Origin of the sequence: Actinocorallia populi (assembly GCF_002995495.1) — a bacterium.
Lineage (GTDB): Bacteria > Actinomycetota > Actinomycetes > Streptosporangiales > Streptosporangiaceae > Actinocorallia > Actinocorallia populi.
Genome location: NZ_PVZV01000005.1, coordinates 606,311 through 619,255, shown reverse-complemented (window position 1 = coordinate 619,255; position 12,945 = coordinate 606,311). Strand labels below are relative to the sequence as shown.

At 68.7% G+C, this 12,945-nt stretch carries 11 protein-coding genes and 3 pseudogenes; 7 read left to right on the top strand and 7 right to left on the bottom strand.

Going from position 1 to position 12,945, the window contains the following annotated elements:
* From C2865_RS22960 to C2865_RS22950, 3 genes are read right to left on the bottom strand one after another with little or no spacing between them, the layout of a single operon-like run.
* A complete protein-coding gene (locus C2865_RS22960; RefSeq protein ID WP_106400594.1) occupies positions 1–624 on the bottom strand; it encodes a carboxymuconolactone decarboxylase family protein in 624 nt (207 codons plus the stop codon).
* A complete protein-coding gene (locus C2865_RS22955) occupies positions 621–1,370 on the bottom strand; it encodes an SDR family NAD(P)-dependent oxidoreductase (protein WP_198653517.1) in 750 nt (249 codons plus the stop codon). The genes C2865_RS22960 and C2865_RS22955 overlap by 4 nt, the downstream gene beginning before the upstream one ends.
* Before the next feature lie 19 nt (positions 1,371–1,389).
* Positions 1,390–2,421, bottom strand: a complete 1,032-nt coding sequence (locus tag C2865_RS22950) for a ferredoxin--NADP reductase (protein ID WP_106400592.1) — start codon at positions 2,419–2,421, stop codon at positions 1,390–1,392.
* 384 nt (positions 2,422–2,805) lie between these two features.
* On the opposite strand from C2865_RS22950, the gene C2865_RS22945 reads away from it, so the two are divergent.
* Positions 2,806–3,408 (top strand): TetR/AcrR family transcriptional regulator, encoded by a 603-nt coding sequence (locus tag C2865_RS22945; RefSeq protein ID WP_106400591.1) that lies wholly within the window; start codon positions 2,806–2,808, stop codon positions 3,406–3,408.
* 495 nt (positions 3,409–3,903) lie between these two features.
* Here C2865_RS22945 and C2865_RS22940 read toward each other — a convergent pair whose 3' ends face one another.
* The 3 genes and pseudogenes from C2865_RS22940 to C2865_RS22930 form a co-directional block, all read right to left on the bottom strand.
* Entirely contained in the window at positions 3,904–4,215 is a 312-nt protein-coding gene (locus C2865_RS22940) for a hypothetical protein (protein ID WP_157963877.1), read from the bottom strand.
* Between the two features lie 590 nt (positions 4,216–4,805).
* Positions 4,806–5,009 (bottom strand): hypothetical protein, encoded by a 204-nt coding sequence (locus tag C2865_RS22935; RefSeq protein WP_106400589.1) that lies wholly within the window; start codon positions 5,007–5,009, stop codon positions 4,806–4,808.
* Between the two features lie 221 nt (positions 5,010–5,230).
* Positions 5,231–5,536: pseudogene (locus C2865_RS22930) on the bottom strand (transposase family protein); the annotation flags it as partial.
* Between the two features lie 448 nt (positions 5,537–5,984).
* Between C2865_RS22930 and C2865_RS22925 the strand changes: the two are divergent.
* Positions 5,985–7,340: an FAD-binding oxidoreductase gene (locus C2865_RS22925; protein WP_106400587.1), complete on the top strand. Its 1,356-nt coding sequence runs from the start codon at positions 5,985–5,987 to the stop codon at positions 7,338–7,340.
* Positions 7,341–7,349: 9 nt separating this feature from the next.
* Here the strand turns inward: C2865_RS22925 and pdxR are convergent, their stop codons facing one another.
* Complete coding sequence (gene pdxR / locus C2865_RS22920) at positions 7,350–8,762, bottom strand: MocR-like pyridoxine biosynthesis transcription factor PdxR (protein WP_198653515.1); 1,413 nt, start codon at positions 8,760–8,762, stop codon at positions 7,350–7,352.
* Positions 8,763–9,039: 277 nt separating this feature from the next.
* On the opposite strand from pdxR, the gene C2865_RS22915 reads away from it, so the two are divergent.
* The 5 genes and pseudogenes from C2865_RS22915 to C2865_RS22895 all read left to right on the top strand — a co-directional run bounded on the left by C2865_RS22915 (position 9,040) and on the right by C2865_RS22895 (position 12,936).
* Positions 9,040–9,879: an MBL fold metallo-hydrolase gene (locus tag C2865_RS22915; protein ID WP_106400708.1), complete on the top strand. Its 840-nt coding sequence runs from the start codon at positions 9,040–9,042 to the stop codon at positions 9,877–9,879.
* Between the two features lie 100 nt (positions 9,880–9,979).
* On the top strand, positions 9,980–10,327 hold the full coding sequence (locus C2865_RS22910; protein ID WP_198653514.1) for a DUF6069 family protein: 348 nt from the start codon (positions 9,980–9,982) through the stop codon (positions 10,325–10,327).
* A 305-nt stretch (positions 10,328–10,632) separates the two neighbouring features.
* Positions 10,633–10,899 (top strand): annotated as a pseudogene (locus C2865_RS41855) (DUF4158 domain-containing protein); the annotation flags it as partial.
* 22 nt (positions 10,900–10,921) lie between these two features.
* Positions 10,922–11,902, top strand: a pseudogene (locus C2865_RS22900) (Tn3 family transposase); the annotation flags it as partial.
* A 14-nt stretch (positions 11,903–11,916) separates the two neighbouring features.
* Positions 11,917–12,936 (top strand): TolB-like translocation protein, encoded by a 1,020-nt coding sequence (locus C2865_RS22895; RefSeq protein WP_157963876.1) that lies wholly within the window; start codon positions 11,917–11,919, stop codon positions 12,934–12,936.
* Positions 12,937–12,945: the final 9 nt, after the last annotated feature.

Genomic DNA, 12,945 nt, shown 5'->3' with positions numbered 1-12,945 from the left:
TCATTCCTCCATTCCGGGAAGCGGGGGTGCGGAAGCGGGGTCCATGTCCGGGTCGAGTTCCAGGCCGGCGCTGCCGAAGACCATCGCCAGGCACAGGTAGCTGCCGACGACGAACACCGCCTCCAGGAGCTGGCGGGCGTCCAGGCGGGCCGCCAGCCCGTCCCAGGTGGCGTCGTCGATGCGGTGGGCGGTCAGGAGCTGGTCGGCCGCGTCCAGCAGCAGCCGCTCCAGCGGCGTCCACGCCACGGACTGCCCGTCTTCGGCCAGAGCTTCCAGGTGCGCGTTCGACAGGCCGACGGACCTGCCGATCCGAGCGTGCTGGATCCACTCGTACTGCGAGCGGGTCCGCCAGGCGACGCGGAGGATCAGCAGCTCGCGCAGCCGCGGATCGAGGGCCGGACCGTCCAGGAGCACCCCGTTGTAGCCGAGCCAGGCGGCGGCCAGCCGCGGATGATGCCCCAGGATCCCCAGCACGTTCGGCAGGCGCGGAGCATCCGCGCCGCCGGACAGGTAGCGGTCGGCGCTCGCCACCCGGCCGCGCAGCATCGCCACCGCGCCCTCGTCCCACAGGTGCGCGGCCAGCGGCGCCAGCCGCGGCCCCCGGGTCGCCGGCTCGGTGCTCATATGACCGCTCCGCCGTTGACCCCCAGCACCTGGCCGGTGATGTAGCCCGCCTCGTCCGAGCACAGGAACGCACACGCCGCGGCGATGTCCTCACCGCTGCCGAGCCGGCCGACCGGGATCGCCCGGGCCATGACGTCGTTGCCGGGAAGGTCGCCTGAGGCCTGCGAGGCGCGGGACATCGGCGTGTCGATCCCCGACGGCGGGATCGTGTTCGCCGTGATCCCGTACGCGGCGTATTCACGGGCCAGCGCCTTCGTCATCGCGATCACCGCCCCTTTGGACGCGGTGTAGTGGACCATCCGGGGCGAGCCGCGCTGCGCGCTGGAGGAGGAGATGGTGACGATCCGCCCCCACCGGCCCTCCAGCATGTCCCCGATGGCGGCCTGGACGCAGTGGAAGGTCCCCGTCAGGTTGACCTCGACGACGCGGTTCCAGGACTCCGGCGGGATGTCGGCGAACGCCTCGAACGCCACCAGCCCGGCGCTGGTCACCATGACCTCCACCCGCCCGAACCGGTCGCGGACCTCGCCCAGGGCGTGCTCGACCGCAGCCCGGTCGGTCACGTCGGCCTCGCACGCGATGCCGGAGTGACCGGCCGCGTCCAGCTCCTCGGCCACCCGGCGGGCGCCCGGCCCGTCGCGGTCCAGGACGGCGACCCGATGCCCCTGGGCGGCCAGGCGCCGGCAGATCGACAGGCCCATCCCCGACGCGCCGCCGGTCACGACGGCCGTCCTGCTCGTGCTCACACGGTGATCCACGGCTCTCCTACTCATAGACCACGCGCACCGACGGGGTCGTCGGTACGGCCTGGCAGGTCAGCACCCAGCCCTCGTCGACCTCCTCGGGCGTCAGCGCCTCGTTGTTGCGCATCCGCGCCGAGCCCTCCACGACCCGCGCCATGCACGTCGCGCAGCTCCCGCTCTCGCACGACGACGGCGCCCGCAGCCCCAGCGCCCGCGCGCATTGGAGAAGTGTGGAACCGGCACGCGCCTCCCCCGAGACGTCCTGACGGCCGAGCCGAACCGACACCCGGACCGGCGGCGCCTGCCCCGGCGGCTCCACCGCCGACTCCGGCTCCGGGGTGAACCGCTCGAAACGGACCCTCGCCTCCGCCACGCCCGCATCGGCCAACGCCTTGCGCACGCAGTCCATGAACGGCTCCGGCCCGCAGACGAAGAACTCCCCCGGCCCGGTCCCGTCCGCGAACGCCCGGACCGCCTCGGGACCCAGCAGCCCGCGCTCGTCGTCGTGGTGGAACTCCACCGCCAGCCGATCGGCGTACCGGCCGGACAGCTCCTCCAGCTCCCGCCGGAAGATCACCGAATCCCAGTCCCGGTTGGCGTACAGCAGCCGCACCCGCCGGCCCGAACCGGCCAGCACCGTCTTGACGATCGACAGCACCGGCGTGATCCCGCTGCCGCCGGCGAACGCCACGACCTCGCCGTCATCCCCGCCGACCACGAACGACCCGGCGGGCACCGTCGCGGCGATCTCATCGCCCGGCGCCAACACGTCGTTCATCCAGTTCGACACCACCCCGCCCGGCACCCGCTTCACCGTCACCCTCATCCGCTCGTCCAGCAACGGCGAGGAGGACATCGAATACGACCGCGCATGAGTAACGCCGTCGAGCTCCACCCGGAACGTCAGGAACTGGCCCGCCCGGTAGGAATAGCTCTCCGCCAATCCATCGGGAACGTCCAGGACAAACGATGTGGCATCCGCCGTCTCACGGAGGACAGCGGCGATTTTCAACGAATGAACCCCCCTGTCGGGGGGTGGGCCTCCGCCGATCATCTCAGCCCCAATTCAGAAGACAAAAAGCACAGAATGACGATCTCGTTTCCTTCCGCCCAGGGGCGGCAAGGCATCACCAGGCGGTAATTAGTCGACTGACTAGAATGATTGTTAGAGGCAGCCGCAGGGGATGTCAAGGGGTGCTCGGCCTGATCCGCAGCGTGCCGATTCGCATGCGGTGCGTGAGATGTCCCGCGTCGTGGACCGACGCATTCCCCTGTTGCCGCAGGTCATGATGGTGTCGGAAGGCCGCGGCGGGGCCATGCCGTGACCGGGACGATCACCGCCACCGGCGCGCGATAGTCTCGACCCGCGCGGAGCGTGACATGGGATGATGAGCGATCCGGTTCGGTAACAAGCGTCTCCGAATCTGAGAGGAAGGCCATGAGGCCGAGTCGCACCAGCAGAGCCGAAAGCACGCGGACTCGCGAAGCCATTCTCGACGCGGCCGAGCAGATCATGCTGGAAGAAGGCTACGCGGGGGTCACCACACGCAAGGTCGCCGCCCGAGCCGACGTCAACCAGGGAATGGTCTACTACCACTTCGGCGTCATGGACGACCTGTTCACCGAGCTGTTCCAGCGGGGCGCCGACAAGACCTTCCGCCGCCAGGCCGAGGCCCTCGCCTCTCCCCAGCCGCTCTGGGCGCTGTGGGACATGATGCAAGACCAGTCCCACAGCGCCCTCACCATGGAATTCGTGGCCCTGGCCAACCACCGCAAGGCGATCCGCGGCGTCATCGCGGACTCCTCCAGCAGGTTCCGCCGCCTCCAGGAGGAAGCGGTCACCCGCGTCCTCCGAGAACGCGGGGTCGCGTCCGACACCTGGCCGCCACTGGCCCTGATCCTCTTCCTGTCCAGCGTCTCCCGGTTCCTGCTCATGGAGCAGTCGTTCGAGATCTCCGTCGGCCACGACCAGATGACCGCCGTCGTCGAGGACTACCTGCGGCGGATCGAAGGCGAACGCCAGTCCCCGCCCCCTCGGTAGGCCGCCGAGGATCCGCTCGCGCAGCCGTCCCGTCTCATTCGACTTGAGGCATCGCGAACTCTTGGCCGGCGTGCCTCACCGCCTACGAATGGGCCGACAAAGGCCGACTGGGCGGCCGGCGTGGGGATCGGGTCATGCGGGCGGCATGGGCAGGAGGGCAATTGCCCGGCTTCCCGCATGCGGGGCCGGTCGCCGAGAAGACGGTCGCACTGGGTTCGGGTGACGGACGGCAGGCGCGGCGTCCAGGGCGAAGACCAGGCCGAGGACGAGCAGTGCGAGCATCTCCCGGAGGGGACAACGCCACGGGGCGCTGAGAGACGCGGCTTTGGCCGCGGCTGGTCCGGTGCTCGCCTGGGGCGAGGAGGGGTTCTCCCGAGCTGATCACGCCGGTGGTCGCGTCGTACGCGGCCAAGTTGTGGAGGTTGGACAGCGGAGCGTGACCCGCGGGGCGATACCGCAGGCTGTAGCCGGTCTCGAACGCAGATCCTGGTTCGGTCAGTTGATGGCGTGGACGATCCAGCGGGTGCGTTCGGTGTAGTCCTCGTTGACATAGGCGACGGGTGAGAACGGGCCGGAAAGGGAGACGGGCGCCAGGAGATCCCAGGTGTCTCCGAGGGTGAATTGGTAGCGGTCGAGGGAGGAGATCCATCGCTGCCTCAGCAGCTGCTCCCGTAGGCGGTAGCCGCCGCAGGAGGCGTAGATGGCGAAATTACCGGAGGGGTTGCGGGTCAGGCATTGGCCGTTCTCCTCATTAACGAGTCCCCAGATGAAAGAGCACTCTGTCGTCGAGTTTCCGCTGCCGCACACGGCCCGCCACCTCTGGTCGGTGTTACCGGTGCACGAGGTGACGGCGGGGGTGAAGCCCCCGAGGGGATGCATGCCGAGGCAGCGGCCCGAGAAGTCACGCAGCCGGTACAGCACGTGGTCGTAGAACCGAACGTTCGGCTGGTAATCCGCAGATGCCGTTCCCGCGGGCCCGGCGATGCCCGCGCCTCATCCCTTCTCCGGGCCGCCGCGCCGTCCGCGCGGAACCTGCGTCCCGGCGAACGCTAGATGCCCGGCCGCGCGATGTCCCGGGACACCCGTCCCGTCCCGCACGGGACAGGACGCGGTGACTCTTCCCATGGCCGACGACACCTCGCCACCTGGACCCGGCGTTCGACCGGAAGGTCATCAAGGCCGCCGCGGAGGGGGACGCGCCCTGCACCCCATCAGGGGAGCGCAATGCCCCGGCGAGCTGCGCGGCACTCCGACCGGCTACGACTACAGCCGCCTCGAACAGGCGTGCCGCACTGTCAAGAGCTCGAAAGTCGTAGCCGCTGGGCGATCCGCTGACGTGCAGATCTTTTGATCGTTCTTAGGGTTCGCCGCCGGCGGGAGTCCGCAACGGCGGAGGATCAACGGCTGCGGCGCAGAGTCCAGTAGATCCAATTGGCGCTGGCGACACTGGTGGCGACATCCCAGCCCTGCGCGCCAAGGTCGTTTTGAATGGCGACAACCTCGTCGAAGTAGCCGGTGTACATGTACTCCTGATTTCCGGGCAGGTTGACCCGGATGGAGCGGTCGGTCCAGATCCATTCCATGGAAGCGAACTCGAACATCGGGGGGCAGGCTCCTCACCTTGGTAATCGGCCGCGAGCATAGCAGTCTCCCATATCCCTATAAGGACCTTTAGCGGAAACTCTGGCTGTCTCTGCAATGAGCGTTTTTCATCCTCGGGCTGCTTGAGTGACCCGGTGGTTCTGCAGAACGGCGATGGCCTTGACGAGGTGTCCGGCTTTGCAGGGGCTGCAGCACAGTCGGCGCAGGATCCTCCATGACTTCAGCTGCAGGTTCGCCCTTGCCCTTGTACGGGGTGAGGACGACGGCGGCCCCGAACCCCTTGGTAGGCCTTGTCCGCCAGGGTGAGGATCCCCGTCCTGTCCGACTCGCGCGAGATCCCCCACGCCCGGGCGGCGGTCAGGTCGTGGGGCTTGCCCGGCATCGCACCCGAGGTCCACACGATGGTGCCGTCGGGTGCGGCAATGACCTGGACGTTCATCCCGTGGAAACGGTGTTTGGTGGAGTAGTACGGCCGGTCGGCCTTCACCCGGTCGGTGCGGATCAGCGTGCCGTCCAGGACCAGTACGACCGTCGGACCCCAGCACTGCTCTCCTGGCGGCGCTGCCCTCCCTGATCACCGAGGAGGAACGCCGGACGCAGGACGACACCGACCCGCGCTGCTCCTGCGTGGTCGACCTCACCGGCTGGTGAGACGGCCCGAAGACCACCCGAGGCCGTGAACGACATGCCAGACCGCCGCAGCCACCGGTGATCCAAGCCTGGTCTTTTCTGGGCATCAGACTGGGCATTTCGTGGCAAGCATGGATACTGCCCTGGCCGCGGCGCCTGGACCAGGGGCCTGGAGTTCGCGGGCCCTCGGTTCCCGCGGTGCCCGGCGCGCCGGGCACGCAGACCCGGCAGACAGCCGGGTGCGAAATCGATGAGCAGATCTTTGACCGACCCTGAATTGGTCCTCAATTTGCCTACGGATTTGGACCCCATCGCGTGTACCGATTCCTGCCACGCTGAGTGGCATGGCAACGACAGGGACCCGCTTCGACGGCCAGGTGCTCACGCCTGGCGACGCCGGTTACGACACCGCCCGCACTGTCTGGAACGCCATGGTCGACCGGCGTCCACGCATGATCGTCCGTGCGGCGGGGGTCGCCGACGTGGTCGCCGCCGTGCGGCTGGCGCGGGAACTGGACCTGGAGATCGGCGTGCGCTGCGGCGGCCACAACGCGGCCGGCTTCGCCGTGCCTGACGGTGGACTCATGATCGATCTGACGCCCATGGGCGGTGTCCGGATCGACCCGGCCCGTCGCCGAGCCCGGGTGCAGGGCGGTGCGCTGCTCGGCGCGCTGGACCGGGCGTCCCAGGCGTACGGCCTGGCCACCACCGCCGGCAACGTCTCGCACACCGGCGTCGGCGGGCTCACGCTCGGCGGCGGCATGGGCTGGCTGGCCCGCCAGTACGGCCTGGCCTGCGACAACGTCGTCTCTTACACGATGGTCACCGCCGAGGGGGACGTGGCGACCGCGAGCCGCACCAAGAACCCCGACCTGTTCTGGGGTCTGCGCGGCGGTGGTGGCAACTTCGGCATCGTCACCGAGTTCGAGTTCCAGTTGCATCGCACCGGCACGCGGACGCTGATCGCCGAGTTCGATTTCCGCGCCGAGGACGCCGTGCCGGTCATCGAGGGCTGGCGCGACCTGAACGCCGTCGCGCCCCGGCAGGCGACGTTCACCGCCAGTGTCGGCGGTCGTCCCGCCGGCCCGATCGCCACGCTGGGGTTCGTGTGGGTCGGCGACCCGGCCGAGGGCCGCCTGCTGCTGCCCGCGATGCGGGCGCTCGGGCGTCCCGTCGCCTCCCGCGTCACCACACCGTCCTACCTCGAACTTCAGCAATGCGACGACTCCACCGGCGGCCACGCATACCGCCGCTATTCCAAGGGGCACTACCTGCGGAGCTTTCCCACCGCGGCGATCGAGGCGTTCCTGCTGCGCGGCGGCGCCGACCTGAGCGCGAGTCCGGACCTGCCGGGCGTCGGCCTGCAGGCGCACGGCGGCGCGATCGCCGATGTCCCGGAGGCGGACGCAGCGTTCAGTCACCGCGGCACGATGTTCGAGTTCGGTGCCGGCTCCCGGTGGACCGACCCGGCCGAGGATGACGCCAGGATGGGTGCCGCCCGCGCCGCCGGTGCGTCGCTCGAGCCGTACGCCGGTGGGGTGTACGTCAACTCGTTGACGACCGACGAGCTGGCCGACGGGCAGCGCGGCCTGCGTCGGGCGTACTCGGCCGCGAAGCTGGCCAGGCTGACCGCGTTGAAGACCACCTACGACCCGGCGAACGTGTTCCATCTGAACCAGAACATCCGTCCGGCACTGTGACGGGCCGCGTCAGGATCCCCCTACCTCCCGGATGGCCGTCGCCAGCAGCGCGATCCCTTCGGCGATGGCGCTCTCGCTGAGGGTGGCGTAGCCGAAGATCAGGCCACCGGGCCCGGCGCCGGCGATCCGGAACGGCCCGACGCCCTGGATGCCGAGCCCGTGCCGGGCGGCTGCCGCCACCACCGCCGCCTCGTCGAGGTCGGGCGGGAGCCAGGCGACCACGTGCTGCCCGGCGGCGATCCCGGCCGGTCGCAGATCCGGCAGATGGGTGCGCAGCGCGTCCAGCAGCGCGTCGCGGCGGCGCCGGTACACCGGACGCATCCGGCGCAGGTGACGGTCGAACTCGCCGCGGCCGAGAAAGTCGGCGAACGTCAGCTGGTCGATGACCGACGAACCGCGGTCGGCGAGCACCTTGGCCGCGGCGACGTCGGCGACCAGGTGGGCGGGCGCTACCAGCCAGCCGAGCCGCAACCCCGGCGCGAGCGTCTTGCTGGCCGTGCCGCAGTAGACGACGTGATCGGGCGCCAGGCCCTGCATGGCGCCCACCGGCGACCGGTCGTAGCGGTACTCCGCGTCGTAGTCGTCCTCGATCACGATCGCGCCGCGGCGCCTCGCCCAGCGGATCACCTCGGCCCTGGCCTCCGCCGACAGCACCCCGCCGGTCGGCCACTGGTGCGACGGCGTGAGCACGACCGCGTCGGCGTCGGCCAGATCGAGAGCGTCGACCTGTACGCCGTCCGGACCCACCGGGATACCGACCACGTCCAGTCCCGCGGCCCCGGCCAGCACCCGGGCGTCGTCGTCGGACGACGGGTCCTCCAAGGCGATCCGCCTGGCGCCGCGCCGCGCGAGCACCTGGATCAGCAGCAAGATGCCCTGCCCGTAGCCGTTGCAGACGACCACGTTGCCGGGGACGGCCAGCGTGCCGCGTACCCGGTTGAGGTAGTCGCACAGGGCTTGGTGCAGTTCCGGCACGCCACGCCCGTCGAGGTAGGCGAACCGGTCGTTGGGCGCGGTGGCGAGCACGGTACGGACCGAGCGCAGCCAGGCGGCCCGCGGGAACTGCGACACGTCGGTGCGCCCGTACCCGAAGTCGACCTTGAAGCCGACGCTGCGTGCGACCGGCTGCGCCGTCGAGACCGCCGTCAAAGCCGCGGAGCCCGCGTCGGCGTCGGCCGGCGGCATCGATGCGGCGACCTGGGTATAACCGCCCGATCGGCTGACGAGGTAGCCCTCGGCCACGAGCTGCTGGTAGGCCTCCACGACCACCCCGCGGGAAACCCCGTGCCCGGCCGCGAGGGTGCGGGTGGGCGGCAGCGACGCACCCGCTCGCAGCCGGCCGTCCCGGATGCTTGCGCGGATGGACGCCTCGATCTGCCGGTGCAACGGCACCCCGGCGTCGCGGTCCAGCTCGATGAGCAAGTCCTCGGCCGGCCCGGAATTGGTCCCCGATCGCCCCACAGGATCGGACCTTACCGGCGTGTACCAATTCCTGCCAAGCTGAGTGACCTGCCGGGTTCCTCGGTGGCGAACCATCCAGATGAGCTCCCGACCGGGGCACGGGGACTGGCACTTTGGCCAAGCGACAGGCGGGGCCATCTCTCTTCGACAATGTCACAAACCCGCGAACAGATCACAGGAGGCGACAAATGAACGGCGCCGAGCCGCAGACCGCAGGGTGGAAAGTGCAGGCGAGCTCGTGCTGAGGCAGGTCGCGGAGAGTGTGCTGGTCCACGAGAGCGAGTTCGTGCAGAGCAACGCCGTTGTCGTGCAGGGCCGGGCCGGCGTGCTGCTCATCGACCCCGGGGTGACCGGCTCCGAGATCGACTGCCTCGCGAACGACCTTCACGAGTTGGGCCAGACCGTTGTGGCAGGGTTCTCGACGCATCCCGATTGGGATCACGTGCTCTGGCACGCCGAGCTCGGTGAGGCGCCCCGTTACGGTACTGACCGTTGCGCGGCTGCTATGCGAGATCTGCTGTCGGACGCAGGTGCGAAGGCCCGCATCGCCGACCACCTGCTCGAGACGGAAATCACCGGACAGGTCCCGCTGGACCTGCTCGGCCTCATTACCGGCCTGCCCGCCGAAACCGCGCGGATTCCTTGGGACGGCCCTCAAGTCCGGATCATCGAGCATCAAGCGCATGCCCCGGGCCACGCGGCGCTGTTGATCGAAGAACGCGGGGTTCTCGTCGCCGGCGACATGCTCTCTGATGTCCTGATTCCGATGCTCGGCGACTTGAACAGCATCAATGACCCGATCGAGGACTACCTCGCAGCGCTGCGGCTGCTCGAAGGAGTGGCGGGCGACGTCGATGTCGTCGTCCCGGGTCACGGATCCGTCGGCGGAGCCGATCAGGTACAGGCACGGATCAATCAAGATCGGGCGTATGTGCACGCCTTGTGTGACGGCCGGGATCCCGGCGACCCGCGGATCGGCCCGTCGGCTAAGCCCGGCTGGGAATGGGTGAGCGACGTGCACACAGGGCAACTCCAGAGCCTCGCCCAAAGAAGCGAGCGCGTCGGGACGTCCCGCTAGCGATCGGTGTGCGACACAGCCGGTACGCGCGGGTCGCCAGTCGGGCTGGTCAGCGGGGATTGCCCTCTGCGGCGGCGAGCTGGGCGTCTGCGAGGGGCTTGTGGACAACGCCGACGGAGACCTTTACTCCGACGGCGATGGCGTGGATGGATTCGCCGCGGTGGGTGAGTTCGCCGGGATCAGCCTTGTTGTCGGCGGCGCGCCGAGCCCGGTGTCCGGGTTCACCGTGCTGAGCGTTGTCTTCTCCGTGGTGGGGTTGGTGCTGGCTCGCTTGGTTCGCCGTCCGCGCACGGTGTTCGTCCATACCACGGTTGTGCTCACTGTGTTGTCGCTGGTGCCGGATGTGCTCGTGGACGCGTCCGCGGCCACGAGGGTGCTGCTGATGCTGACGCACGTGGTCGCCGCCGCGATCGTGGTCCCGGCCATCGCCCGCCGCCTGTCCGCCTGATCCTTTCCAAGGAGTTCGCCATGATGCAGTACCTGCTGGCCGTCCAATTCAACTTCGGTTAAGCCGGGTTCTTCGATGAGGTGGTCGAGCGCACCGGCGGGCGAGCGGTCACCGAGTAGGACGGGTTCCCGCCGACGCGAGTGGCGGTATTTCACACACGCGTGCAACCCGACCGTCATGAACCTGACGACGGTGGTCATGGCTGCCGTGCGACTGCCACAATTCAGCACGTAATCGGTCACGTCGATCATCTGGCTTGACCGCTGCTGATATCCGGGGGCGCCCTGGCATGCCTGGAGGCCCTCATGCCGGTCAGTTTCCTCACCGCCGAGCAACGCAGCCGATACGGCGCCTACAACGCCGTGCCCGACATCGCTCAGTTGGGTGCCTTCTTCCACCTCGATGCCGATGACCGGCGCCGGGCGACGGCCGCCAACGGCGCCCGCAACCAGCTCGGCTGGTCCGTGCAGCTCGGCACCGCACGGTTCTTGAACTGCTTCTCGGACGATCCCGAGGACGTCCCCGCCGCGGTGGTCGACTACGTCGCCGAGCAACTCGGGCTGCAGACAGCAGATCTGAAATGGCCGTTCGGAGGCCGAACTGCGGCACGTCCGGCAGACCTACATCACCCGGGAGAACCTGCGAGCCGCGATCGTGGCGGTGGTCAACGCCACCCTGGAGGCCCGCGACCCGAAATGGTGGGGGACGGCCACCAGCACAGCGTCGGACTCCAAGCGGTTCGCCTCCCAGGACTCCAACCTGATGACCGAGTTCCATGCCCGGTACGGCGGCCACGGCGTCATGATCTACTGGCACGTCGATAAGGGCCGACTGTGCATCTGCTCCCAGCTCAAGTCCTGCTCCTCCAGCGAGGTCGCGGCAATGATCGAGGGGCTGCTGCGGCACGGCACCGATGCCGACATCGACGCCAACTACACCGATACGCACGGCGCCAGCCTGGTCGGGTTCGCCTTCACCGAACTGCTCGGGTTCAAGCTGCTGCCCAGATTGAAGAACATCGGCACGATCCAGCTGTATGCGCCCTCGGCGAACCAGGCGCCTCGGCCCAAGCTGAAGAAGCGGCCGATCGACTGGGACCTCATCACCCGCAATTACGACCAGATGATCAAATATGCGACCGCGCTGCGGCTGTGCACCAACGAGACCGAGCAGGTTCTGCGCCGGTTCATGAAGGGCACCGGCCCCGAACAGCCCGTCTACTTGGTGCTGGAGGAACTCGGCCGTGTGGTCCGCACTATCTTCGCCTGCGACTACCTTGCCGACGAAGGCCTCCGTCGCGAGATCAACAATGGCCTGCAGGTCGTCGAGAACTGGAACGGCGCCAACGACAAGATCTTCTACGGCCGTGAGGGCACCACCACCGGGGCCGACCGCGAGCACGCCGAGTCTCCATGCTCGCCCTCCACCTCCTGCAAGCCGTCCTGCGCGATCCGACCTGGGCAGGCAAGCTCAACGACGAAGACCGGCACGCTCTCTCCTCTCTTCTGGGCCCACGTCAACCCCTACGGCCGGTTTCTCCTCGACATGGAAAGCCGTCTCGACCTCGCGGCCTGACCGGCTGCGCATCCATGATCGCTCGACCGGTGATTGTGTCAGCGGCGTGTGAGACCTTTCGCCACGCTGTCCCCCACCGTGAGGAGCTAGCCATGACGGTCTTTCCAGAAGTCGTCGACCTTGATGACCTGCCGGTACGTCTGGTCCGCAGAGCGAGTCTGATCTTGGAGACGGGCCCTGGTGTTCGAGATGAGCTGGCGGTGGTGTTCGACGCCGATGCCGATGCCTTCCTCCGGATCCCCGGTGGACGGCCGGACGCCGAGATCGACTCGCTGTCCTACGACGGGACGCGCCTGGTGCTGATCGACCGCGGCCTCGGCGTCCATCCGCAGGTGACCAGGGTGGGTATCCGGATCCTGGCCAGCGGTGAGGAGCGCTGGTTCAGCACGCCGGACTACCAGCAGGACCAGACGGCGGTGCTCTCGCCCGACGGCACCGTGCTCGCCGTGATGGGCATCGATGACCCGAACACCGAAGACGGAGACCCTCCCGTCCAGGCGGTGATCGAGCTCATCGACCTCGCCGACGGCCGACGCCGAAGGATCTGGGCGAAGACCGGCACCGGCGACGGCTTCGGTCTCGGCTGGTCGCCCGACGGACGGAAGATCGCTGCAACCTACACCGAATGGCAGGAAGAGATCGACGACGAGGACTGGTCGACCGTGGTCGTCGACGCCGCCACCGGGACCGTGCTGGCCGACACTCCATGGACGGCCCTCCTCGGATGGTCGAACGGGACCTGGCTGGACGACCACACCGTCGTGCACGAGGGCCGGACCGAGGACGGCGACGACAAGATCTGGTTCCGCAACCTCGACACCAGGGAAATGGCCGTAGGCCCAGACCTTGACGCCTTCCAAGTTCATGCCACGATCCACGGACGTCTGATCATCAGATCCATCCAGAACGGACCGATCGTCTACTCCACCGTCGCTCTCGACGGGACCGATCGCCGCCCGCTGTTCACACTCCGGTCCGCCAAGAGCACAGCAAGCAACATGGCCCTCGCTCCCGGCGCCTTCCCTCCGCTCTGACACAGGCAA

Bases quoted from the DNA above. Each gene is read 5' to 3' on its own strand.
- C2865_RS22925 (WP_106400587.1), top strand. From the start codon at position 5,985: ATGGCAACGACAGGGACCCGCTTCGACGGCCAGGTGCTCACGCCTGGC.
- C2865_RS22945 (WP_106400591.1), top strand. From the start codon at position 2,806: ATGAGGCCGAGTCGCACCAGCAGAGCCGAAAGCACGCGGACTCGCGAA.
- C2865_RS22960 (WP_106400594.1), bottom strand. From the start codon at position 624: ATGAGCACCGAGCCGGCGACCCGGGGGCCGCGGCTGGCGCCGCTGGCC.
- C2865_RS22895 (WP_157963876.1), top strand. From the start codon at position 11,917: ATGATCGCTCGACCGGTGATTGTGTCAGCGGCGTGTGAGACCTTTCGC.
- C2865_RS22935 (WP_106400589.1), bottom strand. From the start codon at position 5,009: ATGTTCGAGTTCGCTTCCATGGAATGGATCTGGACCGACCGCTCCATC.
- C2865_RS22950 (WP_106400592.1), bottom strand. From the start codon at position 2,421: ATGATCGGCGGAGGCCCACCCCCCGACAGGGGGGTTCATTCGTTGAAA.